This is a genomic window from Variovorax sp. LG9.2 (assembly GCF_035018885.1).
Lineage (GTDB): Bacteria > Pseudomonadota > Gammaproteobacteria > Burkholderiales > Burkholderiaceae_C > Variovorax.
The window spans coordinates 119,836-143,534 of sequence record NZ_JASJXB010000007.1; the positions used below are offsets into that span (position 1 = coordinate 119,836).

22 protein-coding genes are annotated in these 23,699 nt (G+C 61.3%); 13 read left to right on the forward strand and 9 right to left on the reverse strand.

The features are described 5' to 3' along the window. Positions 1-62: 62 nt before the first annotated feature. Positions 63-1,412, forward strand: a complete 1,350-nt coding sequence (locus tag QN413_RS09650; protein ID WP_323496396.1) for a dicarboxylate/amino acid:cation symporter — start codon at positions 63-65, stop codon at positions 1,410-1,412. Between the two features lie 42 nt (positions 1,413-1,454). Here QN413_RS09650 and QN413_RS09655 read toward each other — a convergent pair whose 3' ends face one another. Then, positions 1,455-1,859, reverse strand: coding sequence for a hypothetical protein (locus tag QN413_RS09655; protein WP_323496397.1), 405 nt, complete (start codon positions 1,857-1,859; stop codon positions 1,455-1,457). 266 nt (positions 1,860-2,125) lie between these two features. Between QN413_RS09655 and QN413_RS09660 the strand changes: the two genes are divergently transcribed. Next, a complete protein-coding gene (locus QN413_RS09660) occupies positions 2,126-2,344 on the forward strand; it encodes a hypothetical protein (RefSeq protein ID WP_323496398.1) in 219 nt (72 codons plus the stop codon). A 172-nt stretch (positions 2,345-2,516) separates the two neighbouring features. Next, entirely contained in the window at positions 2,517-3,626 is a 1,110-nt protein-coding gene (gene dusA, locus QN413_RS09665) for a tRNA dihydrouridine(20/20a) synthase DusA (protein WP_323496399.1), read from the forward strand. On the opposite strand, the gene QN413_RS09670 is transcribed toward dusA, so the two are convergent. The 5 genes from QN413_RS09670 to QN413_RS09690 form a co-directional block, all read right to left on the reverse strand. Then, complete coding sequence (locus QN413_RS09670; RefSeq protein WP_323496400.1) at positions 3,623-4,390, reverse strand: amino acid ABC transporter ATP-binding protein; 768 nt, start codon at positions 4,388-4,390, stop codon at positions 3,623-3,625. The genes dusA and QN413_RS09670 overlap by 4 nt on opposite strands. A gap of 23 nt (positions 4,391-4,413) precedes the next feature. Further along, entirely contained in the window at positions 4,414-5,082 is a 669-nt protein-coding gene (locus tag QN413_RS09675; RefSeq protein WP_323496401.1) for an amino acid ABC transporter permease, read from the reverse strand. A gap of 42 nt (positions 5,083-5,124) precedes the next feature. Continuing rightward, complete coding sequence (locus QN413_RS09680; RefSeq protein ID WP_323496402.1) at positions 5,125-5,967, reverse strand: transporter substrate-binding domain-containing protein; 843 nt, start codon at positions 5,965-5,967, stop codon at positions 5,125-5,127. Positions 5,968-6,040: 73 nt separating this feature from the next. Beyond that, positions 6,041-6,799: an SDR family oxidoreductase gene (locus QN413_RS09685; protein ID WP_323496403.1), complete on the reverse strand. Its 759-nt coding sequence runs from the start codon at positions 6,797-6,799 to the stop codon at positions 6,041-6,043. A gap of 136 nt (positions 6,800-6,935) precedes the next feature. Further along, a complete protein-coding gene (locus tag QN413_RS09690) occupies positions 6,936-7,598 on the reverse strand; it encodes a GntR family transcriptional regulator (RefSeq protein ID WP_323496404.1) in 663 nt (220 codons plus the stop codon). A 117-nt stretch (positions 7,599-7,715) separates the two neighbouring features. Here QN413_RS09690 and scpA point away from each other — a divergent pair, with 117 nt between their 5' ends. The 5 genes from scpA to QN413_RS09715 are packed head-to-tail and all read left to right on the forward strand — an operon-like array spanning position 7,716 to position 15,102. After that, complete coding sequence (gene scpA, locus QN413_RS09695; RefSeq protein ID WP_323496405.1) at positions 7,716-9,875, forward strand: methylmalonyl-CoA mutase; 2,160 nt, start codon at positions 7,716-7,718, stop codon at positions 9,873-9,875. A gap of 2 nt (positions 9,876-9,877) precedes the next feature. Next, the gene (gene meaB / locus QN413_RS09700; protein WP_323496406.1) at positions 9,878-10,924 is read left to right on the forward strand and encodes a methylmalonyl Co-A mutase-associated GTPase MeaB; all 1,047 of its coding nucleotides are present in this window, start codon (positions 9,878-9,880) and stop codon (positions 10,922-10,924) included. Positions 10,925-10,970: 46 nt separating this feature from the next. After that, positions 10,971-12,515 (forward strand): acyl-CoA carboxylase subunit beta, encoded by a 1,545-nt coding sequence (locus tag QN413_RS09705; protein ID WP_187052497.1) that lies wholly within the window; start codon positions 10,971-10,973, stop codon positions 12,513-12,515. Between the two features lie 17 nt (positions 12,516-12,532). After that, positions 12,533-14,581, forward strand: coding sequence for an acetyl/propionyl/methylcrotonyl-CoA carboxylase subunit alpha (locus QN413_RS09710; RefSeq protein ID WP_323496407.1), 2,049 nt, complete (start codon positions 12,533-12,535; stop codon positions 14,579-14,581). Next, positions 14,581-15,102: a VOC family protein gene (locus QN413_RS09715; RefSeq protein WP_323496408.1), complete on the forward strand. Its 522-nt coding sequence runs from the start codon at positions 14,581-14,583 to the stop codon at positions 15,100-15,102. The genes QN413_RS09710 and QN413_RS09715 overlap by 1 nt, the downstream gene beginning before the upstream one ends. A gap of 4 nt (positions 15,103-15,106) precedes the next feature. Here QN413_RS09715 and QN413_RS09720 read toward each other — a convergent pair whose 3' ends face one another. The 3 genes from QN413_RS09720 to QN413_RS09730 form a co-directional block, all read right to left on the reverse strand. Then, positions 15,107-15,760: an RnfABCDGE type electron transport complex subunit B gene (locus tag QN413_RS09720; protein ID WP_323496409.1), complete on the reverse strand. Its 654-nt coding sequence runs from the start codon at positions 15,758-15,760 to the stop codon at positions 15,107-15,109. 17 nt (positions 15,761-15,777) lie between these two features. After that, positions 15,778-17,256 (reverse strand): polyhydroxyalkanoate depolymerase, encoded by a 1,479-nt coding sequence (locus tag QN413_RS09725; RefSeq protein WP_323496410.1) that lies wholly within the window; start codon positions 17,254-17,256, stop codon positions 15,778-15,780. Between the two features lie 122 nt (positions 17,257-17,378). Next, positions 17,379-18,575, reverse strand: a complete 1,197-nt coding sequence (locus QN413_RS09730; RefSeq protein WP_323496411.1) for an amino acid aminotransferase — start codon at positions 18,573-18,575, stop codon at positions 17,379-17,381. 106 nt (positions 18,576-18,681) lie between these two features. On the opposite strand from QN413_RS09730, the gene uvrB reads away from it, so the two are divergent. From uvrB to iscA, 5 genes are all read left to right on the forward strand, one after another. Then, on the forward strand, positions 18,682-20,817 hold the full coding sequence (gene uvrB, locus QN413_RS09735) for an excinuclease ABC subunit UvrB (RefSeq protein ID WP_323496412.1): 2,136 nt from the start codon (positions 18,682-18,684) through the stop codon (positions 20,815-20,817). Between the two features lie 230 nt (positions 20,818-21,047). Continuing rightward, positions 21,048-21,584: a Fe-S cluster assembly transcriptional regulator IscR gene (iscR, locus tag QN413_RS09740; protein ID WP_187052491.1), complete on the forward strand. Its 537-nt coding sequence runs from the start codon at positions 21,048-21,050 to the stop codon at positions 21,582-21,584. A 77-nt stretch (positions 21,585-21,661) separates the two neighbouring features. Beyond that, complete coding sequence (locus tag QN413_RS09745) at positions 21,662-22,882, forward strand: IscS subfamily cysteine desulfurase (RefSeq protein ID WP_187052490.1); 1,221 nt, start codon at positions 21,662-21,664, stop codon at positions 22,880-22,882. 27 nt (positions 22,883-22,909) lie between these two features. Next, entirely contained in the window at positions 22,910-23,332 is a 423-nt protein-coding gene (iscU, locus tag QN413_RS09750) for a Fe-S cluster assembly scaffold IscU (protein WP_187052489.1), read from the forward strand. Between the two features lie 2 nt (positions 23,333-23,334). Then, entirely contained in the window at positions 23,335-23,658 is a 324-nt protein-coding gene (iscA, locus tag QN413_RS09755; RefSeq protein ID WP_187052488.1) for an iron-sulfur cluster assembly protein IscA, read from the forward strand. Positions 23,659-23,699 lie beyond the last annotated feature (41 nt).

The window sequence follows — 23,699 nt, forward strand, 5'->3', positions numbered from 1 at the left end:
CCGCACCGGCAGCCAAGTTCTGAATTCATAAGTCCAACAGCAAGAAATACGAAGGAGACGCCATGTCTACCGCACCATCCACCGCCGCGCCCGCGGTGAAGCCGCCGTTCTACAGGTCGCTCTACTTTCAGGTCATCACCGCCATCGTCATCGGCGTGATCCTCGGGCACTTCTACCCGCAGACCGGCGAGGCCATGAAACCGCTGGGCGACGGCTTCATCAAGCTGATCAAGATGATCATCGCGCCGATCATCTTCTGCACCGTGGTGGTCGGCATCGCCGGCATGGAAGACATGAAGAAGGTCGGTAAAACCGGTGGCCTGGCGCTGCTGTACTTCGAAGTGGTCAGCACCATCGCGCTGATCGTCGGATTGGTCATCATCAATCTGGTGCATCCGGGCACGGGGATGAACATCGACGTTGCAGCGCTCGATACCAAGGGCATCGCGGCCTTCACCGGGCCGGGCAAGATGACTTCGACCACCGACTTTTTGCTCAACGTGATCCCGACTCAGTTCGTCGATGCCTTTGCCAAGGGAGAAATCCTGCAGGTGTTGCTGATCGCAGTTTTGTTCGGCTTCGCACTGCACAAGTTCGGTGGCCGGGGCACCCTGGTGTTCGACCTGATCGAGAAGTTCTCGCATGTGCTGTTCGTCATCGTGGGCTACATCATGAAGGTCGCACCCATTGGCGCTTTTGGCGCAATGGCGTTCACCATCGGCAAGTACGGTGTCGGCTCGTTGGTGCAGTTGGGGCAGCTCATGGCAACCTTCTATTTGACCTGTCTGATCTTCGTCTTCGTGGTGCTGGGCAGCATTGCGAAATACCACGGCTTTTCGATCTGGAAGTTCGTCAAGTACATCCGTGAAGAACTGCTGATCGTGCTCGGCACCTCATCGAGCGAAGCGGCATTGCCACGCATGATGGAGAAGATGGAAAACCTCGGTGCCAAGAAGTCGGTGGTCGGGCTGGTGATTCCCACCGGTTATTCGTTCAACCTCGATGGCACCTCGATCTACCTGACGATGGCGGCGGTGTTTTTGGCGCAAGCCACCAACACGCCGATGACGATCATGCAGCAGATCACGTTGTTGCTGGTGCTGCTGCTGACCTCCAAGGGCGCGGCTGGCGTGACTGGCAGCGGCTTCATCGTGCTGGCTGCCACACTGTCGGCCGTGGGTCATGTGCCGGTTGGTGCACTGGCATTGATCCTCGGCATCGACCGCTTCATGTCCGAAGCCCGAGCGCTGACCAATCTGGTGGGCAATGGCGTGGCGACGATCGTGGTGGCCAAGTGGACCAACGAACTCGACATGGATCGGCTGCAGGCCGGGCTCAATGGCGAGACCTGGGTCGAGGCGAACGAGCCTGAAGAGATCGTCAACGCCAAGACCAGTCACATGGCGAGTTGAGCGCCTTGCGAGGCTCAGCTCAGTTGGCTCGGAGAGCGTCGCTCAAAGGTCTTCAATGACCAGCGCGCGATAGCGCTGGGCCATCGAATACGGCACTTCGCGCACCGCTTTCATCATTCGATCGGCGGTGTCTTCATCGTGGGTCTTGACCAACAGACCTGCGTGCCCCTTTTGAGCCAGCTCGGTCAGGGCGCGCACGGTTGCGCCCTCTGTGCCAGCTGACGGCAAGGGGTCGTCGGCGCCGCTCACGGTCGGTGTGATCTGCGACAAGACGATGGCGGGTGGCACCAGCATCACGTCTTGTGCGTCGAAGCCAGCGTCGATCAGTTGCTGCCCGACGCGGGCCGCATCTTTTGCATCCGGAAACATCACCATCGAATAACCGGTCGGATAAAACGCGCCGCCGAATGTGGCCAGCATGGTCGGCTCGATATGAAATTGGTTCATCGTTGTCTCCGGATTTGTAGGCCCTGGAAGGGCGATGCAACAGCTTAGAAGGCGGCTAGGACTTCAGCTGTAGGGAAAAAACCGGAAGCTGACGCAATGCGGCGATTTCAGCCAGTTCGCATACAAATACTTGGCAAATTCACGCCAAAAATCTTACGATTTGTCACATTCATATAGAACCGTGAAATTGTGCTTAGGCGCTGTCGGGGCCGTTGAATAGGATCAATCGGTCCCATTCGTAACATTTACCGGCCCCGCCTAAACCCATGTCAACACTGCGAAATATCGCACTGACCGTTCACGAACTCGAAGAAGGCGAGTTCTATTGGGTATTGATGGAAGGCACGGATTACGCGATGGAAGACGCGTTGCCCTACCTTCCGCTTAAATCTGCGACCGATCCCCAATCTACCTATGCCAACGCTTTGGTCGCGGGCGTCGCTGCAATTCGAAGAATGTTCGGCAAGGAAGGTCCGCGTGCCTGATATTGCGCGGCATCCGGGAAATACGAGCATGCGGAAGTTTCAAGCGGCCCTCGTCCAGGGCCGCTAAGTAACGTTGCAATTGCCGGGTCTTACGGGCAGCTTGGCAACCCCTGAGAGACAATCCGAGGCTTTGCCGGCGCTGCCGGCGCTGCCGGCGCAACGTCCAAGTCCCATGTCCGCTTCTTCCTTCGATCCGAGTCTTCGCCCTGCGCCGGACCGCGTCAGCGTTGCGCCCATGATGGATTGGTCAGACACGCATTGCCGCTACTTTCATCGGCTGCTCACCCGCCAGGCGCTCCTTTACACCGAGATGGTCACGACCGGCGCGCTGGTGCACGGCGACGTTCCGCGACACTTGCGCTTCAATGCAGAAGAACATCCGCTTGCGCTGCAATTGGGCGGCAGCGAGCCGGCTGACTTGGCCCACTGCGCGCAACTGGGAGAAGAGTGGGGCTACGACGAAATCAACCTGAACTGCGGTTGCCCGAGCGAGCGCGTGCAGCGCGGGGCGTTCGGTGCCTGTCTCATGGCCGAGCCGCAACTGGTGGCCGATTGCGTGAAGGCGATGGTCAACGTGGTCGATGTGCCGATCACGGTCAAGCACCGCATCGGCATCGACAAGTCGGAGAGCTACGAGTTCGTGCGTGACTTCGTCGGCACGGTGAGCGAAGCAGGCTGCGAGACCTTCATCGTGCATGCGCGCAACGCGTGGCTCAAGGGCTTGAGCCCGAAGCAAAACCGTGAAGTGCCGCCGCTGCGCTACGCGCTGGTTCATCGGCTGAAGCACGATTTTCCGGCGCTTCGTTTTTCGATCAATGGCGGCATCCACGACAACGCCGAAGTGCACACGCAGTTGCGCCTGCTCGACGGCGTGATGATCGGCCGCGAGGCGTATCACAACCCCTGGTGGCTGGCTGGATGGGACGCGGAGTTCTTCGGGGACACGTCGCGAAATGGCGGTGTCGAACTCACTCGCGAAGATGTGGAGCGGCAGATGTGCGACTACATGGTTCGCGAAGCGGCCGCGCACGGCACGCCTTGGTCGAACATCGCGCGACACATGCTCGGCTTGCGCAACGGGTTGCCCGGTGCGCGACATTGGCGCCAGGTGTGGAGTGACCACAAGCTGAAGGGCACGACGCCGCACGAGGTCATGGCGCTGGCGCATTCGCAGGCTGATGCGGACGCGCGCAGTGCAGCCGCTGTATCGATTGCCAAGCCTGCGTCCGGACCAGGGCTCGACGCGTCTGCGGGCAAGCCGGCCGCCGCGCTTTCGGCCTAGGCGCTGGCCGGCCTGCCTTCGTGAAAGCGTGCCAGGAAGGCGCGCGTAGCGACTTCCGTCGGCGCATCGATGACCTGCCGCGCCGGTCCGCATTCCACGATGACGCCGTCGCGCATGAACGCCACCTGGTTAGCCACTTCGCGCGCGAACGACATCTCATGTGTGACCAGCAACATCGTCATGCCTTCTTCGGCCAGCGCCTGAATCACGCGCAACACCTCGCCGACCAGCTCCGGGTCCAGGGCCGAAGTAACCTCGTCGAACAGCATTACCTGCGGCTCCATCGCCAGTGCACGTGCAATCGCGACGCGCTGCTTCTGGCCGCCTGAGAGTTGATCGGGCCAGGCGTCGGCCTTGTCCAGCAACCCCACCTTGGCGAGCAGCGCACGTGCCTTCTCGGCGGCTTGCGCCTTCGGCTGCTTCATGACGGTGAGCGGCCCCTCCATGACGTTGCCAAGCACCGTCATGTGAGGGAAGAGGTTGAAGTGCTGGAACACCATTCCGGTTCGTGCGCGGAAGCCGGAGAGCACCGCGTCTTTCGGCAGCCGGGTCGCGGCGCCGGTGAAGGTCAGCGATTGCTCGCCCACTCGAACGGTGCCTTGGTCGGGCACCGTCAGCAGGTTGAGGCAGCGCAGCAAGGTCGACTTGCCCGAGCCCGAAGGTCCGATCAGTGCAATGACTTCACCCTTTGCGACCGAGAGCGACACGTCGCGCAACACGCGGTTGTCGCCGAAGCGTTTGCCCAGGCGCGTGACCTCGATCATGGGCGCAGATGTTGGCAACGTTGTCATGCGTGCGCCGGACCGGAGAGGCGGGTTTCAGCACGCTTGACCAGAATCGTGGCCGGCAGCAGCACGAGGAAGTAGGCGAGTGCGACCACGGTGTAGGTCTCCAGCGGCCGATAGGTTTCGTGAGCGATGCTTTGGCCCTGATAGAGCAGGTCCGGCAATGCCAGCACCGACAGCAGGGACGTGTTCTTGAGTTGCAGGATCGACTGATTCAACAGTGGCGGCACCATGCGCCTGAACGCTTGCGGCAGGACCACCCGGCGCATCATCTGAAAGCGCCGCATGCCCAGCGCACGTGCTGCTTCTGTTTGCCCCGGATCAATAGAGATGATGCCGCCGCGGATGATCTCGGAGTAGAACGAGCTGCCGTACAAAGAGAGCGCCAATATGGCCGCCAGCGCCGCCGAGATCTGGATGCCTGTGAGCACCGGCAGCGCGTAATAGAACCACACCAGTTGCACCAGCACCGGTGTGCAGCGGAATACTTCGACATAAGCCCGCAGCGGCGCGCGCAGCCAAACGGGTTGCGACAACCGACCCATCGCGACCGCCAGCCCGATCGCCAGCCCGATCACAGTGCAGATGACCGTGTAGGCGACGGTGTAGCCGAGACCCATGAGAAGGAGCTTGCGAAAGCCCCACAGAAATTCGAAGTCCCAGTGATACACGGCGGCTCTCGTTCGCTCTTCTTGTCGGGTGCTGAATTCGGATCAGAAGCTGATCGTCGATGGAACCTGGTCCGGCTTCACGCCTGACAGGGTCTGCATGTTGGTCAGCACCACTTCCTTCACCTTGCCGCTGGAACGCGTCTGCGCGATCCACTTGTTGACGTACTCGACCCACTGACGGTCGCTTTCCTTGCGGAAGCCCAGGTTGGTTGTCGTGGCCTGCGTCGGCGTCGGCAGCACGATGTGCCCGACGGTCGGGTTCTTGCTGACCACGGTGAGTGCCAGCACCACGGCGAGGACCTGGCAATCGGCGCGGCCGGTCTGCAGCGCGAGCGTGGCATCGGCGGCTTTTTCGAGGCGGATGATCTGCGCGTTGGGGCAGGTCTTGGTGACGACCTGGTCGTGCGACGAGCCGATATCGACGGCGATCTTGACGTCGGGCTTGTTGAGCTCCTCCCACGTCTTCGGGTCGAACCCCTTGCGTGCCACGAGGACAAAAGCGTTGTTGAACAACGGGTCGGAAAAGTCGACGACCAACGCGCGCGCCGGCGTCGGGTTCAGGCCGAAGAACACGTCGATCTTGTTCGACTGGAGATCGAGCACCGAGTTGCCCCAGCTGGTTTCGTTGATGTCGAGTTTGGCGTTGAGGCTCCCGGCGAGGCTCTTGCCGAAGTCGATCATGAAGCCTTGCCACTCGCCCGATGCCAGGTCCTTGTGATAGTAGGGCGCCGCGCCGGCCACTGCGCCCATGCGCAGTACCTTGGTGCGGTTGATGCGGGCCCATGCGCTTTCGGTCGCATCGGTCTGGGCGAAGGCGGCGTGCGGGAGGGCGGTCGCGGCGCTGGCTGCGGCGACGCTGGTGATGAACTGACGACGGTTTGTCATGATTTTTTTACGTAGATGATGAGAGAAGACAGGAAGGAAGAGAAGCGTTGAAATGGAACGACGGTGCGGCCAGTCACAGGGTCATGCCGCCATCGACGTGAAGGATCTGGCCGGTGATAAAAGCCGCCTCACGGCTCAGCAAAAAGGCGATGGGTGCTGCGATGTCATCGGGCGTGGCGAGCCGGCCGGCGGGCACGCGCAACAGCGCTTGCTTCCATTGCTCGTCGGTCAGCGCACCGGCGTTGGCGCGGTCTTTGCGGACGTAGCCTGGCGCTACCGCGTTGACCGTGACACCGCGTGCAGCGTTCTCGGCCGCCGCTGCTTTGACCAGTGCCTCGACGCCGGCCTTGGCTGCGGCGGTGGCTGGAAACGTCGATGCGCCCAGCGTGAAGCGGTGCGCCACGAAGGAGCTGATGGCCACGAAGCGGCCTTGCCCAGAAAGTGCGAGCAGCGGCAGGCTTTTGCGCAGAAGGTGCGCGACGGAAACGACCATGGTCCGAAGCGATCGTTCGAGGATGTCGTCGTCGAGTTCGGCGAGGCTGGTCTTGTCGGCGAAGCCGGCATTGGCGACCACGCCGCGCAGTCCGCCAGCATCGCCAGGCGCCCCACCAAGCGCCATCGCAGCATCGAGAAGCGCATCGACGGTCGATGGCAGCGCCATGTCGCCGACCACCACCGTGGTGCGCACCGCACTGCATTCCGCTGCCACGGCGTCAGCCGCTGCACGCCGGCTGCCGGTATGGATCACGAGGTCGATGCCCTGTGCCGCCAGGCGTCGACACGTCGCTGCTCCGATGCCCGAGCCCGCGCCGGTCACGACCACACTGCTCATTCGAACTGCCTTGTTTTCGGTCACCGAATGGCGCCGCTGCTTTATGGATGCAAGTATTGTGCAAGCAAAAGTAGGGTGTCACCGCCTCGTACATGAGGCCGACCACGAGCTGCGGGTAGGGCGAAGCTTCGGGGCCTCAGGGAACGTGGGCACCCGTTGCAGCCTTCAATCCACTCTCAAAATGCTCCTGCATTCGCTGCATGGCGGCCGGCCCGTCGCGCGCCGTGATCGCCTTCATCAGCGCGTCGTGCTCCCTGAGCGATTCGCGCGCGCGCGGCTCTTTGAAAAGCGAGCTGTGGCCTTTGAGCTTCATGATCTTGCGCAGGTCGGCCACCATCTGCACCCGCCAGCGGTTGTTGGCAATTTCCAGCAGGCGCGTATGAAAGGCGATGTTCAGCGCCAGAAAGGCCGCGTAGTTGGGGCGCGGCATGCTCAGCGCTGCCTGAAGCTGCGCGTGCAGTGCTTCGAGTTCGTCCCGCTGTGACTTTGTGGCAGTGACCGCGACGGTCGCTGCGGCGTCGCTTTCCAGCAGCGAGAGCAGGTGATAAACGTCGACCAGATCGCGCTCGGACACCTCGGTCACGTAGGCGCCGCGTCGCACCTTCATCGTGATCAGGCCCTCGGCGGCCAGCACCTTCAACGCTTCGCGCAGTGGCGTGCGGCTGATGCCGTACTCCTCCGCCAGCTTCAGTTCGTCGATCCATGCGCCCGGTTCCAGCTCCTGATTGAAGATGCGTTGGCGCAGCAGCTCGGCCACCTCTTCGTAGAGGGCTCGCGGAGTAAGCGTGACAGCGGACATGCGCGAACTGTACTGCAATGACGCCATCTGAATTAATAATTATGGATCGGGTAGACTCGTCTTGAACTGCCCGGACTCAGCGGAGACACTGGGAACAACTTTGCAAAAGCGGCGCCCATGAGCACACCCGAACCGACCTTCCCACCCGTCAGCCTCGAGGCATGGACCAAAGCGGCTGCAAAGTCGGCGCCGGGTGGCGACGTCAATGCGCTGAACTGGCTGACACCGGACGGCATCAGCGTCAAGCCGCTCTACACTGCCGCCGACCTCAAGGGCTTGAAGTACACCGACACGATGCCGGGGTTCGAGCCCTACCTGCGCGGGCCGCAAGCCACGATGTACGCAGTGCGGCCCTGGACCATCCGGCAGTACGCCGGCTTCTCGACTGCAGAAGAGTCCAACGCCTTCTATCGCAAGGCGCTGGCTGCCGGCGGCCAGGGCGTGAGCGTCGCGTTCGATCTGCCGACACACCGCGGCTACGACAGCGACCACCCGCGGGTGACGGGCGATGTCGGCAAGGCGGGCGTAGCAATCGACTCGGTCGAAGACATGAAGATCCTGTTCGACCAGATTCCGCTCGACAAGGTGTCGGTATCTATGACGATGAACGGCGCCGTGTTGCCGGTGCTGGCCGGCTACATCGTGGCCGGCGAAGAGCAGGGCGTGCCGCAAGACCAGTTGAGCGGGACTATTCAGAACGATATTCTGAAAGAGTTCATGGTGCGCAACACCTACATCTTTCCGCCGGCGCCGAGCATGCGGATCATCGGCGACATCATCGAGTACACGGCGCACAAGATGCCGAAGTTCAACTCGATCAGCATCAGCGGTTATCACATGCAGGAGGCCGGTGCCAACCAGGCGTTGGAACTGGCCTTCACGCTGGCTGATGGCAAGGAGTACGTCAAGACGGCCTTGGCCAAGGGGCTCGACGTCGACGTGTTCGCGGGGCGCCTGAGTTTCTTCTGGGCCATCGGAATGAACTTCTATCTGGAAGTCGCCAAGATGCGCGCCGCGCGCTTGCTGTGGTGCCGCATCATGAAAGACTTCGAGCCCAAGAACGCCAAGAGCCTGATGCTGCGCACGCACTGCCAGACCAGCGGCTGGTCGCTCACCGAACAAGACCCGTACAACAACGTCGTGCGCACCACCATCGAGGCAATGGCCGCGGTGTTCGGCGGCACGCAAAGCCTGCACACCAATGCGCTCGATGAAGCGATTGCACTGCCGACCGAGTTCAGCTCGCGCATCGCACGCAACACGCAACTCATCATTCAGGAAGAGACCCACATCACCAGCGTGGTCGACCCATGGGCCGGCAGCTACATGATGGAAAAGCTGACCCAGGACATGGCCGACAAGGCCTGGGAAATCATCGAAGAAGTCGAAGCCATGGGCGGCATGATCAAGGCCGTCGACAGCGGCTGGGCCAAGCTCAAGATCGAAGCCGCCGCCGCCGACAAGCAGGCGCGCATCGATTCCGGCCGTGACGTGATCGTCGGCGTCAACAAGTACAAGCTAAAGACTGAAGACGCGATCGACAGTTTGTCGATCGACAACGTGAAAGTGCGCGACGGCCAGATCGCCAAGCTGAAGGCGATTCGCGCTTCGCGTGACTCGGCCGCCGTGCAGGTGGCACTCGATGCACTGACAGCCGCCGCCGAGAGCGGCGAGGGCAACATGCTGGCGCTGAGCATCGATGCGGTGCGCCTGCGCGCCACGGTCGGCGAGATCAGCGACGCGCTGGAAAAAGTCTATGGCCGGCATCGCGCCGACACGCAGAAGGTCACCGGCGTTTATGCCGCAGCCTATGACTCGGCCGAGGGCTGGGAAGCGCTCCAAAACGAGATCGCCTTGTTTGCTGAAGAGCAGGGCCGCCGTCCACGCGTGATGATTTCCAAGCTCGGGCAAGACGGCCACGACCGCGGCGCCAAGGTTGTCGCCACGGCCTTCGCTGACCTTGGTTTCGACGTCGATATGGGTCCGTTGTTCCAGACGCCTGAGGAGTGCGCGCGCCAGGCCATCGAGAACGACGTGCATGCAGTCGGCGTCTCGACCCTTGCCGCTGGCCACAAGACGCTGGTGCCGGCGATCATCGCCGAGCTGAAGAAGCAGGGCGCCGACGACATCATCGTGTTCGTCGGCGGCGTGATTCCGCGCGGCGATTACGAGATGCTTTACGAGGCCGGCGTGAAAGGCATCTACGGCCCGGGGACGCCGATCCCGGCGAGTGCCAAGGATGTGCTGGAGCAGATTCGCGCTTCGATTGCGGCCTGAACATGCCGGGGGAGCGCACCACGGTCACGTCCGATTCCTTGTTGAGTGCCGAAGGCCCCGCGCAGCGGCGCGCCATTGCCAAGGCGATCACGCTGCTGGAATCGACCCGAGCCGACCATCGAGCGCAAGCGGACGAGTTGCTCACCGCTTTGCTGCCACACACGGGCCAGTCGTTTCGGCTGGGCATCTCGGGCGTTCCGGGTGTCGGCAAGTCGACCTTCATTGAAACGCTCGGCCTCTTGTTGATCGACAAGGGGCATCGGGTCGCAGTGCTCACCATCGACCCATCGTCTTCCGTGTCGGGCGGCTCGATCCTCGGCGACAAGACACGCATGGAACGACTCTCGGTGCATGAGCGCGCCTACATTCGGCCGAGCCCGTCGTCGGGCACGCTGGGTGGCGTGGCAGAGAAGACGCGCGAAGCGATGCTGGTGTGCGAGGCTGCGGGGTATGACATCGTCATTGTCGAAACCGTCGGCGTCGGCCAGAGCGAAACTGCGGTGGCGGGCATGACCGACATGTTCGTGCTGATGCAACTGCCGAACGCCGGTGACGATCTGCAGGCGATCAAGAAGGGTGTGATGGAACTGGCCGACCTGGTCGTGATCAACAAGGCCGATCTCGACAAGGATGCCGCCACGCGCGCGCAGGCGCAGATAACTTCTGCGCTGCGCCTGTTCGGCCATCAGGGCAATCCTGATCATGTGCATGCGATGCACGATGCGTACAACGGCGCCGACGTACGCTTCTGGTTGCCGCGCGTGATGCAGTTGAGTGCGCTCGCCGGTACCGGCGTCGACGCGTTCTGGGACTCGGTCACACAGTTCAAGGCACTGCAGGCTGGCAATGGCAAGCTGGTGAAGCGGCGTGAAAAGCAGTCGCTGTCCTGGATGTGGGAGCGCATCGACGCTGGTCTGAAGCACGCTTTTCGACATCATCCGCAGGTGCGCGAAATGTTGCCGCAACTGACGCGGCAAGTGGTCGAAGGCACGCTGCCGGCGTCGACCGCAGCGCGCACTTTGCTCGCCATAGCGGCTGGCCAGATGTAGCCCGGAATACAAGAATCAATCGAACTTCAGCTTTGGAGAAACAACCATGCAAGAACTGATCGACCAACTCGAAGAGCGCCGCGCCAAGGCCCGGCTCGGCGGTGGACAAAAGCGCATCGATGCACAGCACAAGAAGGGCAAGCTCACCGCGCGCGAGCGCATCGAACTGCTGCTCGACGACAACACCTTCGAAGAGTGGGACATGTTCGTCGAGCATCGGTCGGTCGACTTCGGCATGGCGGAGCAGAAGATTCCAGGTGACGGTGTGGTCACTGGTTACGGAATGATCAACGGCCGGCTGGTCTTCGTCTTCAGCCAGGACTTCACCGTTTTCGGCGGTGCGTTGAGTGAAGCGCATGCCGAGAAAATCTGCAAGGTAATGGACCAGGCGATGAAGGTTGGCGCACCGGTTATCGGCCTCAACGATTCCGGCGGCGCGCGCATCCAGGAAGGCGTGGCCTCGCTCGGCGGTTATGCCGACGTGTTCCAGCGCAACGTGATGGCGTCGGGCGTGGTGCCGCAGATCAGCATGATCATGGGCCCGTGCGCCGGCGGCGCTGTGTACTCGCCCGCCATGACCGATTTCATCTTCATGGTGAAGGACTCGAGCTACATGTTCGTCACTGGCCCCGAGGTCGTGAAGACGGTGACACACGAGAACGTGACGGCCGAAGAACTCGGTGGCGCCATCACGCACACCACGCGCAGTGGCGTGGCCGACAGGGCATTCGAAAACGACGTCGAAGCGCTGATGATGCTGCGCCGGCTCTACAACTACCTGCCGCTCAATAACCGCGAGAAATCGCCGGTGCGCCTTGGCAACAACGGCAAGGGCGATCCGGCCGACCGACCCGATTTTTCGCTCGATACGCTGGTGCCCGACAACGCCAACAAGCCGTACGACATGAAGGAGTTGATCCTCAAGGTGGTCGACGACGGCGACTTCTTCGAGTTGCAGCCCGAGTACGCGAAAAACATCGTCATCGGCTTCGCCCGCATGGAGGGGCAGACCGTCGGCATCGTGGCCAACCAGCCCCTGGTGCTGGCTGGTTGTCTCGACATCAAAAGCAGCATCAAGGCGGCGCGCTTCGTGCGCTTTTGCGATTGCTTCAACATTCCGGTCGTCACCTTTGTCGACGTACCCGGCTTCATGCCCGGCACGGGGCAGGAGTACGGCGGGATCATCAAGCACGGCGCGAAGCTGCTCTATGCGTACGCTGAGTGCACAGTGCCGAAGATCACGGTGATCACGCGCAAAGCCTACGGCGGCGCTTACGACGTGATGGCGTCGAAGCATCTGCGCGGCGACGTCAATCTCGCATGGCCGCGCGCCGAGATCGCGGTGATGGGCGCCAAGGGTGCGGTCGAAATCATCTTTCGCGAAGACAAGAACGACCCGGAGAAGCTGGCTGCGCGCGAGGCCGAATACAAAGCGCGTTTTGCCAACCCGTATGTGGCGAGCGCACGTGGTTACATCGACGACGTGATCCTGCCTCACGAGACGCGCAAGCGCATCTGCCGCTCGCTCGTGATGCTTCGGGCCAAGAAGCTCGAGAACCCGTGGCGCAAGCACGGGAACATTCCGCTCTGAGCTCCTAGAAGAAGAACATGTTTAAAAAAATCCTGATCGCCAACCGCGGCGAAATCGCCTGTCGCGTCATCAAGACCGCGAAGAAGATGGGCATCCTGACCGTCGCGGTTTATTCCGATGCCGATAAGGAAGCGCGCCATGTCGAACTGGCCGACGAGGCGGTGCACATCGGTGGCGCAGCCAGCCGCGACAGTTATCTGCAGGTCGACCGCATCATCGCGGCGTGCAAGCAGACTGGTGCCGAAGCGGTGCATCCGGGCTACGGCTTCCTGTCGGAGAACGAAGCCTTCGCGCGCAAGGTCGAAGAAGAGGGCATCGTCTTCATCGGCCCCAAGCACTATTCGATCGCGGCGATGGGCGACAAGATCGCCTCCAAGAAGTTGGCGAACGAGGCCAAGGTCAACACCATTCCGGGCTGGAACGAAGCCATCGAAACCGCCGAACGCGCAGTCGAGATCGCCAGGGAAATCGGCTATCCGGTGATGATCAAGGCGTCGGCCGGCGGCGGGGGCAAAGGCTTGCGTGTTGCGAACGACGACAAGGAAGCGTTCGAAGGCTTTTCCGCTTGCCGCAACGAGGCGCGCAACAGCTTCGGCGATGACCGGGTCTTTATCGAGAAGTTCGTGGTCGAACCGCGCCACATCGAAATCCAGGTGCTGGGCGATTCGCAGGGCAACGTGATCTACCTGAACGAGCGTGAATGCTCGATCCAGCGGCGCCACCAGAAAGTGATCGAAGAGGCGCCGTCACCTTTCATCACGGACGCCACGCGCAAGGCGATGGGAGAGCAGGCGGTGTTGCTGGCCAAGGCCGTTAAGTACCAGAGTGCCGGCACAGTCGAGTTCGTGGTCGGCAAGGACCAGAGCTTTTACTTTCTGGAGATGAACACGCGGCTGCAGGTGGAACATCCGGTGACGGAGTGCATCACCGGGCTCGACCTGGTCGAACTCATGATTCGCGTCGCGGCGGGTGAGCCGCTGCCGCTGAAGCAGGCCGACGTGAAGCGTGAGGGCTGGGCCATCGAATGCCGCATCAATGCCGAAGATCCGTTTCGCAGCTTCCTGCCGTCGACCGGCCGGTTGGTGAAGTTCCAGCCGCCGGAAGAGACGATGTTCTCTGCCGATACCGCGCATCTCTACGGCGTGCGCGTCGATACGGGCGTGTACGACGGCGGCGAGATCCCGATGTTCTACGACTCGATGATCGCCAAGCTCATCGTGCACGGCAAGGATCGCCAGCATGCAATTGCGAAGATGCGCGAGGCACTCAATGGCTTCGTGATCCGCGGCATCAGCAGCAACATCCCGTTCCAGGCGGCGCTGTTGGCGCATCCACAGTTCGTCGCGGGTGACTTCAACACCGGCTTTATCGCCGAGCATTACGCGCATGGCTTTCATGCGGAGGACGTGCCTCACAGCGATCCGGCTTTCTTGATCGCGCTGGCCGCCTATGTGCATCGGCGCTATCGTGCGCGGGCCTCGGGCATCAGCGGCCAACTCGAAGGCCACAGCGTGAAGGTCGGCGAGCAGTTCGTGGTGGTCGAGCTTGGGCCGGAAGGAAAGCACATTCATCACCCCGTGTCCGTCACCGACTTTCAGGGCAAGAACGGTGCGAGCGCCGTGGCTGTCGGCGACAGCAATTTCAAGATCGATAGCAATGGCGCGCTCGGCAGTATTCGCGTCGAAGGTACGGTCAACGACAAGCCTTTCGTCGCGCAGGTCGAGCGCGGCGCGGGCAAGAATCCGCTGGCGTTGCGCGTGTTGCACGACGGCACGCAGATCGAAGCGATGGTCCTGTCGCCGCTCGGTGCGCGCCTGCTCGAACTGATGCCGTACAAGGCACCGCCCGACCTAAGCAAGTTCCTGATGTCCCCGATGCCGGGTCTGCTCGTCGAGGTGTCGGTGCAGCCCGGCCAGCAGGTGCAGGCGGGCGAGAAGTTGGCTGTGATCGAGGCGATGAAGATGGAGAACGTGCTCTTCGCATCGCAAGATGGCGTCGTGGGCAAAGTCTCTGCGGCCAAGGGCGAGTCGCTGGCTGTCGATCAGATCATTCTGGAGTTCGTGTGATGCCGACCGACGCAACCAATGATTCAAAGACGCGTCCTTTCAAAGTGCTTGGCATCCAGCAGATCGCTATCGGCGCGGTCGATAAGACGCGGCTGCAAAAGCTCTGGGTCGACATGCTGGGCCTGGAAGTGACGGGCACCTTTCGCAGCGAGCGCGAGAACGTGGACGAAGACATCTGCGCGATCGGCAGCGGGCCGTTCAAGGTCGAGGTCGACTTGATGCAGCCGCTGGACATCGACAAGAAGCCGGCGGTGCACACCACGCCGCTGAATCACATCGGCTTGTGGATCGATGACCTGCCGGTCGCGGTCGAGTGGCTGACCGCACAGGGCGTGCGCTTTGCGCCCGGCGGTATTCGCAAGGGCGCCGCGGGCTTCGACATCTGCTTCATGCATCCGAGGGCCAACGACGAGTTTCCCATCGCGGGCGAGGGCGTGCTGATCGAGATGGTGCAGGCCCCGCCGGGCGTGGTGAAAGCCTTTGAGGCGCTGGCTGCGGGCACGCCGCAAATCACCGCTTGAAAGATCAAGGTTTGCGCGCAGCTGCCGCAGCCCGCGCGCGTGCCATAGCGGCCTCCACCACCGAGCGTTTGCGAGCATCGGCATCGACATCGGCGTTAGGTGCATCTGCCGAGGCGTCCTGAGCCAGTTTCGCTGCGGCTTCTTCTCGCGCCGGGCGGCGTACCTTGTGGGATTCGTAGCGTTGCCGTGAATGGTCTGCCTGTGTCGACGACCATGCATCCCATCCGCTCAAGCCCGGCGTTTCTACTTCGAGCGAGATGCAGTCGACCGGACATACCGGAATGCAGAGTTCGCAGCCCGTACAGTGCGCTTCGATCACCGTGTGCATCCGCTTGTGGATGCCCAGGATGGCGTCGGTTGGGCACGCATCGAGGCAGAGCGTGCAGCCGATGCACCAGGCTTCGTCAATGACCGCCATCAGGCGCGGTGCCTCGATTCCGAAGTGAGGGTCGAGCGCGATTGCCGGTCGGCCTGTAAGCGAGGAAAGGCGGCCTATGCCCTCCGCACCGCCGGGTGGACATTGGTTGATGGCCGCGTCGCCTGCAGCGATGGCCTCGGCATAGCCATTGCAGTCCGGATAGCCGCAACGCGTGCACTGCGTTTGCGGAAGGGCGTCGTTGATGCGCGCGGCCAGTGACCCGGACGGCGCTTCGGTCATGACTTGTGCGCGGTCGCTCAGCGCGCGCGCGTGCCGGCGCGCACTTTGCTTTTCAACGTGCCTGCTGCCATTGCCTTGGGTTGCCGAACAGTCGCGGCCGGCTTGCCCGTTGGCTTGACCGCTGGCTTTGCGATCGCTTTGGTCACAGGCTTCACCGAAGGCTTCGCGCCAGTCTGAACCGGCTTTACCGTGTCTTCTGCATCTACTGAAGGCTTGGCGAGTGCGCGGTGCTGTGCCTCGTCATGCGCCGCGATGAACTTCTGCACCTTCGGGTAGACCAAGTCGCGCCAACGGCGGCCGCTGAAGATGCCGTAATGGCCTGCGCCCTTGGCCTCGTAGTGCTCCCGCTGATTCGCAGCAATACCGGTGCAAAGGTCGTGCGCAGCCTGCGTCTGACCCGAGCCGGAGATGTCGTCCAACTCACCCTCGACGGTCAGCAAGGCGGTCGTGCGAATGTCTTGCGGACGCACACGTTCAAGCTCGCCATCAGCGTTCTTCACGTCCCAGTTGCCGTTCACCAGGCTGAAGTCCTGGAAGACGGTCTTGATGGTGTCGAGGTAGTAGTCCGCATCCATGTCGAGCACGGCGTTGTACTCGTCGTAGAACTTGCGATGCGCTTCGGCGCTGGCGTCGTCGCCCTTCATCAAGTCCTTGAAGTAATCGTAGTGGCTGGTCGCGTGACGGTCAGGATTCATTGCGACGAATCCGGTGTGCTGCAGGAAGCCCGGGTACACGCGCCGGCCCTCGCCCGGGAATCCCTGCGGGACCGGATAGATGACGTTGTTCTCGAACCAGTCGAAGCCTTTGGTCGTAGCGAGGTTGTTTACGGCGGTCGGCGATTTGCGCGCATCTATCGGGCCACCCATCATGGTCATCGTGAGCGGCAGCGTCTCGCCCTTGCTCGCCATAAGCGCCACAGCGGCCAACACCGGCACCGTCGGCTGGCAAACGCTCATTACGTGGCAGTTGCCGTATTCGGCTTGCAGCAGCCGGATGAAGTCCTGCACGTAGTGGATGTAATCATCGAGATGGAATTCGCCTTCGGACAGCGGCACGAGGCGGGCGTTTTTCCAGTCGGTAATGTAGACCTTGTGGCCTTGCAGCATGGTGCGAACAGTGTCCCGCAGCAGCGTGGCGTAGTGACCCGACAGCGGCGCAACGATGAGCACGACGGGCTGGCTTTTCAAAATCTTTAACGTGTCCGGGTCATCGGTGAACCGCTTGAAGCGACGCAGCTCGCAAAACGGCTTGTCTAGCGCAATCGCTTCGTGGATGACGACGTCGTCTCCATTCACCTTGACGCTTTCGATGCTGAACTTCGGCTTTTCGTAGTCCTTGCCGAGGCGATACATCAGCTCGTAGCCAGCGGCCATGCGCTGCGCCATGGGCATGTTGCCCCACACTGCCCCGTGGCCATAGAGTTTGGAGGCAGCTTGAGCGAAGTCCGAAAACGGCTCCATCAAGGAGCGTTGGGCTTCGTAGAGTTGGTAGAGCATTGCGTGGTTGTACTAGGATGTTGCAGTGCAATATATCAGCGGGGTCCCCGTGTTTGTAGGGGCGTAACCCCTACAAACACCACCGCAATCGTGTCAACCAAACGTTTCGATGTCCGTGCAGGTCAGATGACCTTGGCGATCGAAGCGCAGACGTAGTCGATGTTCTTGCTGTTCAGTGCCGCAACGCACATGCGGCCGGTGTCGGTGCCGTAGATGCCGAACTCTGAGCGCAACCTCACCATCTGGTCTTTGTTGAGGCCGGAGTAGCTGAACATGCCGATCTGCTTGGTGATGAAGCTCATGTCTTCCTTCACGCCAGCTGCCTTCAGTCCGTCAACCAGCTTCTGCCGCATCGCCTTGATGCGAACGCGCATTTCCGCCAGTTCGCCTTCCCACATCGCACGCAGTGCGGGGTCGCCGAGCACCGCTGCCACCACCGCGCCACCGTGAATCGGCGGATTGCTGTAGTTGGTACGGACCATGACCTTCAGTTGCGACAGCACGCGCGAGGTTTCTTCCTTGTCCTTGCACAGCACCGACAGCGCACCGACACGCTCGCCGTAAAGGCTGAAGCTCTTCGAAAACGAAGTCGACACGAAGAAGGTCAAGCCGGCTTCGACGAACTTGCCGATGGCCGCGCCATCTTCTTGGATGCCATGGGCAAAGCCCTGGTAGGCCATGTCGAGGAACGCGGTCAGGTTCTTAGCCTTGACCACGTCGACCACCTGATCCCACTGGGCGGCGGTGATGTCGTAGCCGGTCGGGTTGTGGCAGCAGGCATGCAGCACGACGATGGTGCCGGCAGGTGACGCATCGAGCGCTGCCAGCATGGCTTCGAAATTGACGCCGCGCGTAGCGGCGTCGTAGTACGGGTAGCTTTCGACCACGAAGCCGGCCTGCGTGAACAGGGCGCGATGGTTTTCCCAGCTCGGGTCGCTGATCAGCACCTTGGCATTCGGGCTCAGCTTCTTAAGGAAGTCGGCACCGACCTTCAGGCCTCCAGTGCCGCCCAGGCCTTGCACGGTCGCGACGCGGCCCGACTTCAGCGGCTCGCTGTCGGCCCCGAAGACCAGGCTCTTCACCGCGTTGTCGTACGCGACGATGCCGTCGATCGGCAAGTAGCCGCGTGCAGTCGGCGACTTCATCATGTTTTGTTCGGCGGTCTGGACGCATTTCAGTAGCGGGAGCTTGCCGTTGTCGTCGTAATAAACGCCCACACCCAGATTCACCTTGGCGGGATTGGTGTCGGCGGCGTATTGCTCGTTAAGGCCGAGGATCGGGTCGCGCGGCGCCATTTCGACCGCGGTAAACATAGACATGGAGAAAGTCCTTTGATTGAAAGCTTCGCGTGCAACCGGGCAAGCGCTTAAGCTTTCCGGTTGCATTGAATTTTACCGGCGCCACCGCCAATTGACGGGTACAGCCATGCCAGAGACCACCGAAGCCATCACCGATACAGTGACCGACGCACACAAGCTTGCAGCGATCGGGCCCGCAAAGTCGGGAACGTTCGTCACTTTTCCCGGCTCGCCCTTCGAGCTTTACCAGCCCTATCCTCCTGCGGGCGATCAGCCGAAAGCGATTGATGGCTTGGTCGAAGGCGTGAACGATGGCGAGGTGTTCCAGACCCTGCTGGGCGTGACTGGTTCCGGCAAAACCTTCACCATGGCCAACGTGATCGCCCGGCTCGGCAGGCCGGCCATCGTCTTCGCACCGAACAAGACGCTGGCGGCGCAGCTTTACAGCGAGTTCCGCGAATTTTTTCCGCATAACGCCGTCGAGTACTTCGTCAGCTACTACGACTATTACCAGCCCGAGGCCTACGTGCCTCAGCGCGACCTGTTCATCGAAAAAGACAGCTCCATCAACGAGCACATCGAGCAGATGCGGCTGTCGGCGACCAAGAGCGTGCTGGAGCGACGCGACACGGTCATCGTGGCGACGGTGAGCGCCATCTACGGCATCGGCACGCCCGAGGACTACACGCAGATGCGCTTCATCATGCGCATCGGCGACAAAATCGGCCAGCGCGATGTGATCGGGCGGCTGATCCGCATGCAGTACACGCGCAACGAACAGGATTTTTCGCGTGGGTCGTTCCGGGTGCGTGGCGACACCATCGATATTTTTCCGGCGGAGCACAGCGAGCTGGCCATCCGCATCGAGCTGTTCGACGACGAGATTGAGACACTGCAACTGTTCGATCCGCTCACCGGCCGAATCCGACAGAAAATCCCACGCTTCACGGTGTACCCATCCAGCCACTACGTGACGCCACGCGACAAGGTGATGTCTGCGGTCGAGGGCATCAAGCACGAGTTGGTCGGCCGGGTGAAGGAGTTCGTGAGCCAGGGCAAGCTGGTCGAAGCCCAACGGATAGAGCAGCGCACCCGCTTCGACCTGGAAATGCTCGCCGAGATCGGCCATTGCAAAGGCATCGAGAACTATTCGCGGCATCTTTCGGGGGCTGCGCCGGGGCAACCGCCCTCGACGTTGACCGACTACCTGCCCAAAGACGCGTTGATGTTCCTCGACGAGAGTCATCAGATGATCGGCCAGCTCAACGGCATGTATGCGGGCGACCGTGCGCGCAAGACGACGCTGGTCGAGTACGGTTTTCGCCTGCCTTCCGCGATGGACAACCGACCTCTCAAGTTCGAGGAGTTCGAGGCGCGCATGCGGCAGGCGATCTTCGTGTCTGCCACGCCGGCGCAGTACGAGAAGGACCATTCAGGCAACACGGTCGAGCAGCTGGTACGGCCGACGGGACTGATCGATCCCGAGGTCGAGGTGCGGCCGGCCACGCATCAGGTCGACGATGTGCTGGGCGAGATTCGTCTGCGCGTCGACAAGAACGAACGGGTGCTGATCACGACGCTGACCAAGCGCATGGCCGAGCAGCTCACCGACTACCTGAGCGACAACGGCGTGAAGGTGCGTTATTTGCACAGCGATATCGACACTGTCGAACGCGTCGAAATCCTGCGCGACCTGCGTTTGGGCAGCTTCGACGTGCTGGTCGGAATCAACCTTTTGCGCGAGGGGCTGGACATTCCGGAGGTATCGCTGGTTGCCATCCTGGATGCTGACAAGGAGGGCTTCCTGCGTGCGGAGCGCTCGCTGATTCAGACGATCGGGCGCGCCGCGCGCAATGTGAACGGCAAAGCCATCCTGTATGCCGACCGGATGACCGATTCGATGAAAAAGGCGATCGACGAAACCGATCGACGTCGTACCAAGCAGATCGCCCACAACTTGGCCGAAGGCATCACGCCGCGCAGCATCGTGAAGGAAGTGCGCGACTTGATCGATGGCGTCTACAGCGAGAAAACCGGCAAGGAAATGGCCAAGCTCGATCTGGAGCGCGCCAAGGTCGAGGACATGAGCGAGAAAGATGTTGCTCGCGAGATCAAGCGCCTCGAAAAGCTGATGCTTGAGCACGCGCGCAATCTGGAGTTCGAAAAAGCGGCACGGGTCCGGGATCAGTTGGCTCAGTTGCGTGAACAGGCTTTCGGCGGCGGACGCACCGACAACATTGCCGAGGCAGTGCCCCGTAAATGAGTGATTGGCCTACAGCCCCCGAGGGGGTCGGCGGGAGTTACCCGAGCAAAACTGAAGGCTTATCGCTATACTTGACCGAATTAGTCAACAACACCAGAACTTCGCGATGAAGGACCGACTCATACCGGCTGGTGCACCAGCTAAAGAGGTCGGTCAGGGCGGAGACGAAGCTACCCGAAGCCCTCTGGCAGCGGTGTCATTTCAACGGTAAGCACTTGAAGGAGCTTGCGATGCGTCTCACTACAAAAGGCCGTTTTGCGGTCACCGCGATGATCGATCTGGCATTGCGCCAGAACACCGGTCCGGTCACGCTGGCGGCCATCAGCCAGCGGCAGCAGATTTCGCTGTCCTACCTTGAACAGCTCTTCGGCAAGCTGCGCCGCCACGAACTGGTCGAATCGACCCGCGGCCCCGGCGGCGGATACAGCCTCGGTCGTAAAGCGGCCGAGATCACTGTCGCCGACATCATCGTTTCGGTGGATGAACCCATCGACGCGACTCATTGCGGTGGCAAAGAGAATTGTCTGGGCGAGGCCGGTCGCTGCATGACGCACGAACTTTGGGCATCGCTGAATCAGCGCATGGTCGAGTTCCTCGATTCGGTCACCTTGCAAAAATTGGTCGATGACCAACTCGCCAAGGGTGTTCAGATCGAGAACAAGCCGGTGATCAAGCGCGCGATTTCGGCGCAACCGGTGGCGAAGCCTATCCGCATCAACGCGCCGAATTCGGTGTTTGCCCTCGGGAATGTCTTTGCGAAGTCGTAAAGGCCATGAACTAAGGCGCCCTCGGGTGCCTTGCCTGCAGCGACCCTCAAATTAACCAATGCCAGCCAGAGCCAGCCATGGACTTCACCCCTCATTTCCCCATCTATCTTGACTACGGCGCGACCACGCCCGTCGATCCGCGCGTCGTCGACGCAATGATTCCCTGGTTGAGCGAGCACTTCGGCAACCCGGCCTCCCGCAGTCACGCGTGGGGCTGGGAGGCGGAAGAGGCCGTCGAAAAAGGCCGCGGCTACGTCGCGGAATTGATCAATGCCGACCCTCGTGAGATCGTGTGGACTTCCGGCGCTACCGAATCGATCAACCTTGCGCTGAAAGGCGCGGCCCAGTTCTACAAAGGCAAGGGCAAGCACCTCATCACGGTCAAGACCGAGCACAAGGCCGTTCTCGACACCATGCGCGAGCTCGAACGTCAAGGCTTCGAGGTCACGTACCTCGACGTTGAAGAAAACGGTTTGCTCGACCTCGGCAAGTTCAAGGCGGCCATTCGCCCCGACACGATTCTGGCGAGCGTCATGTTCGTCAATAACGAAATCGGGGTGGTGCAAGACGTTGTCGCCATCGGTAACGCCTGCCGGGAAAAAGGCGTGCTGCTTCACGTCGATGCAGCGCAAGCGACGGGCAAGGTCGAGATCGACATCACGCAACTGCCCATCGATTTGATGAGTCTTGCTTCGCACAAGACTTATGGTCCCAAAGGCATCGGCGCGTTGTATGTTCGGCGCAAGCCGCGCGTCCGGCTCGAAGCGCAAATGCACGGGGGTGGCCATGAGCGCGGCATGCGTTCAGGATCGTTGCCGACGCACCAGATCGTCGGAATGGGTGAAGCCTTCCGCATCGCTAAACTCGATATGAAGGCAGACAACGCCAAAGCCGCAGCGCTGCAAAAGCGCTTGCTCGATGGCCTGAAAGATGTCGAGCAGGTCTTCATCAATGGTGACCTCGAGCATCGTGTGCCGCACAACCTGAATATCAGCTTCAACTACGTCGAAGGCGAGTCGCTGATCATGGGTATCAAGGGCTTGGCGGTGTCGTCGGGCTCGGCATGCACATCAGCCAGTCTGGAGCCGAGTTATGTGTTGCGCGCTCTCGGCCGCAGCGATGAGCTCGCGCACAGTAGCCTTCGCATGACGATCGGTCGCTTCACGACCGAAGAAGAAATCGACTACGCGATTTCCACCATTAAGCACAACGTCGCCAAGCTGCGCGAGTTGAGCCCACTGTGGGAAATGTTCAAGGACGGTATCGACATCAGCGCTATCCAATGGTCGGCGCACTGAACACGATACAAAACAAGAGGTAACTTCATGGCATATTCATCCAAGGTCATAGACCACTACGAAAATCCCCGCAACGTCGGTTCGTTCGAAAAGGGCGACGACTCTGTGGGCACCGGCATGGTCGGCGCACCTGCTTGCGGCGACGTTATGAAGCTGCAGATCAAGGTCAACCCGGAAACCGGCGTGATCGAAGACGCACGTTTTAAGACCTACGGCTGCGGCTCGGCCATCGCGTCGTCGTCGTTGGTCACCGAGTGGGTCAAGGGCAAGACGCTCGACGAAGCCGCTGCGCTCAAGAACGCGCAGATCGCTGAAGAACTGGCGTTGCCGCCGGTAAAGATTCACTGCTCGATCCTGGCAGAAGACGCGATCAAGGCAGCCGTCAACGACTACAAAGCCAAGCACGCCGCATCGGCTGCCAAGGCTGCGCCTCAGGAAGCGGTTCACTGATCATGGCCGTGACCCTTACCGATGCGGCCGCGCGCCACGTCAATCGCTACCTCGGTAAGCGTGGCAAGGGCGTGGGTGTGCGTCTGGGCGTCAAGACAACCGGCTGCTCCGGGCTCGCCTACAAGCTGGAATATGTCGATGAGTTCGCGCCTGAAGACGTGGTTTTCGAAGACCGCGGCGTCAAAGTGCTCGTCGATCCTAAAAGCCTGGCCTATATCGACGGAACGCAGCTCGACTTCGTTCGCGAAGGCTTGAACGAAGGCTTCAAGTTCATTAATCCAAACGAGCGCGATCGTTGCGGCTGCGGAGAGTCTTTCAGGATTTGACGCCGTGCGCGTTTCGCGCCCGAGCCGCCACCATGTCATGT

Excerpts from the sequence above, each read along its gene's own strand:
- QN413_RS09650 (WP_323496396.1), top strand. The coding sequence starts at position 63 with ATGTCTACCGCACCATCCACCGCCGCGCCCGCGGTGAAGCCGCCGTTC.
- QN413_RS09705 (WP_187052497.1), top strand. The coding sequence starts at position 10,971 with ATGCAAGAACTGATCGACCAACTCGAAGAGCGCCGCGCCAAGGCCCGG.
- QN413_RS09730 (WP_323496411.1), bottom strand. The coding sequence starts at position 18,575 with ATGTCTATGTTTACCGCGGTCGAAATGGCGCCGCGCGACCCGATCCTC.
- QN413_RS09670 (WP_323496400.1), bottom strand. The coding sequence starts at position 4,390 with ATGATCGAGGTCACGCGCCTGGGCAAACGCTTCGGCGACAACCGCGTG.
- QN413_RS09655 (WP_323496397.1), bottom strand. The coding sequence starts at position 1,859 with ATGAACCAATTTCATATCGAGCCGACCATGCTGGCCACATTCGGCGGC.
- QN413_RS09710 (WP_323496407.1), top strand. The coding sequence starts at position 12,533 with ATGTTTAAAAAAATCCTGATCGCCAACCGCGGCGAAATCGCCTGTCGC.
- scpA (WP_323496405.1), top strand. The coding sequence starts at position 7,716 with ATGAGCACACCCGAACCGACCTTCCCACCCGTCAGCCTCGAGGCATGG.
- QN413_RS09715 (WP_323496408.1), top strand. The coding sequence starts at position 14,581 with ATGCCGACCGACGCAACCAATGATTCAAAGACGCGTCCTTTCAAAGTG.
- meaB (WP_323496406.1), top strand. The coding sequence starts at position 9,878 with ATGCCGGGGGAGCGCACCACGGTCACGTCCGATTCCTTGTTGAGTGCC.
- QN413_RS09745 (WP_187052490.1), top strand. The coding sequence starts at position 21,662 with ATGGACTTCACCCCTCATTTCCCCATCTATCTTGACTACGGCGCGACC.
- QN413_RS09690 (WP_323496404.1), bottom strand. The coding sequence starts at position 7,598 with ATGTCCGCTGTCACGCTTACTCCGCGAGCCCTCTACGAAGAGGTGGCC.
- iscA (WP_187052488.1), top strand. The coding sequence starts at position 23,335 with ATGGCCGTGACCCTTACCGATGCGGCCGCGCGCCACGTCAATCGCTAC.
- QN413_RS09725 (WP_323496410.1), bottom strand. The coding sequence starts at position 17,256 with ATGCTCTACCAACTCTACGAAGCCCAACGCTCCTTGATGGAGCCGTTT.
- iscU (WP_187052489.1), top strand. The coding sequence starts at position 22,910 with ATGGCATATTCATCCAAGGTCATAGACCACTACGAAAATCCCCGCAAC.
- QN413_RS09685 (WP_323496403.1), bottom strand. The coding sequence starts at position 6,799 with ATGAGCAGTGTGGTCGTGACCGGCGCGGGCTCGGGCATCGGAGCAGCG.
- QN413_RS09680 (WP_323496402.1), bottom strand. The coding sequence starts at position 5,967 with ATGACAAACCGTCGTCAGTTCATCACCAGCGTCGCCGCAGCCAGCGCC.
- uvrB (WP_323496412.1), top strand. The coding sequence starts at position 18,682 with ATGCCAGAGACCACCGAAGCCATCACCGATACAGTGACCGACGCACAC.
- QN413_RS09660 (WP_323496398.1), top strand. The coding sequence starts at position 2,126 with ATGTCAACACTGCGAAATATCGCACTGACCGTTCACGAACTCGAAGAA.
- dusA (WP_323496399.1), top strand. The coding sequence starts at position 2,517 with ATGTCCGCTTCTTCCTTCGATCCGAGTCTTCGCCCTGCGCCGGACCGC.
- QN413_RS09720 (WP_323496409.1), bottom strand. The coding sequence starts at position 15,760 with ATGACCGAAGCGCCGTCCGGGTCACTGGCCGCGCGCATCAACGACGCC.
- iscR (WP_187052491.1), top strand. The coding sequence starts at position 21,048 with ATGCGTCTCACTACAAAAGGCCGTTTTGCGGTCACCGCGATGATCGAT.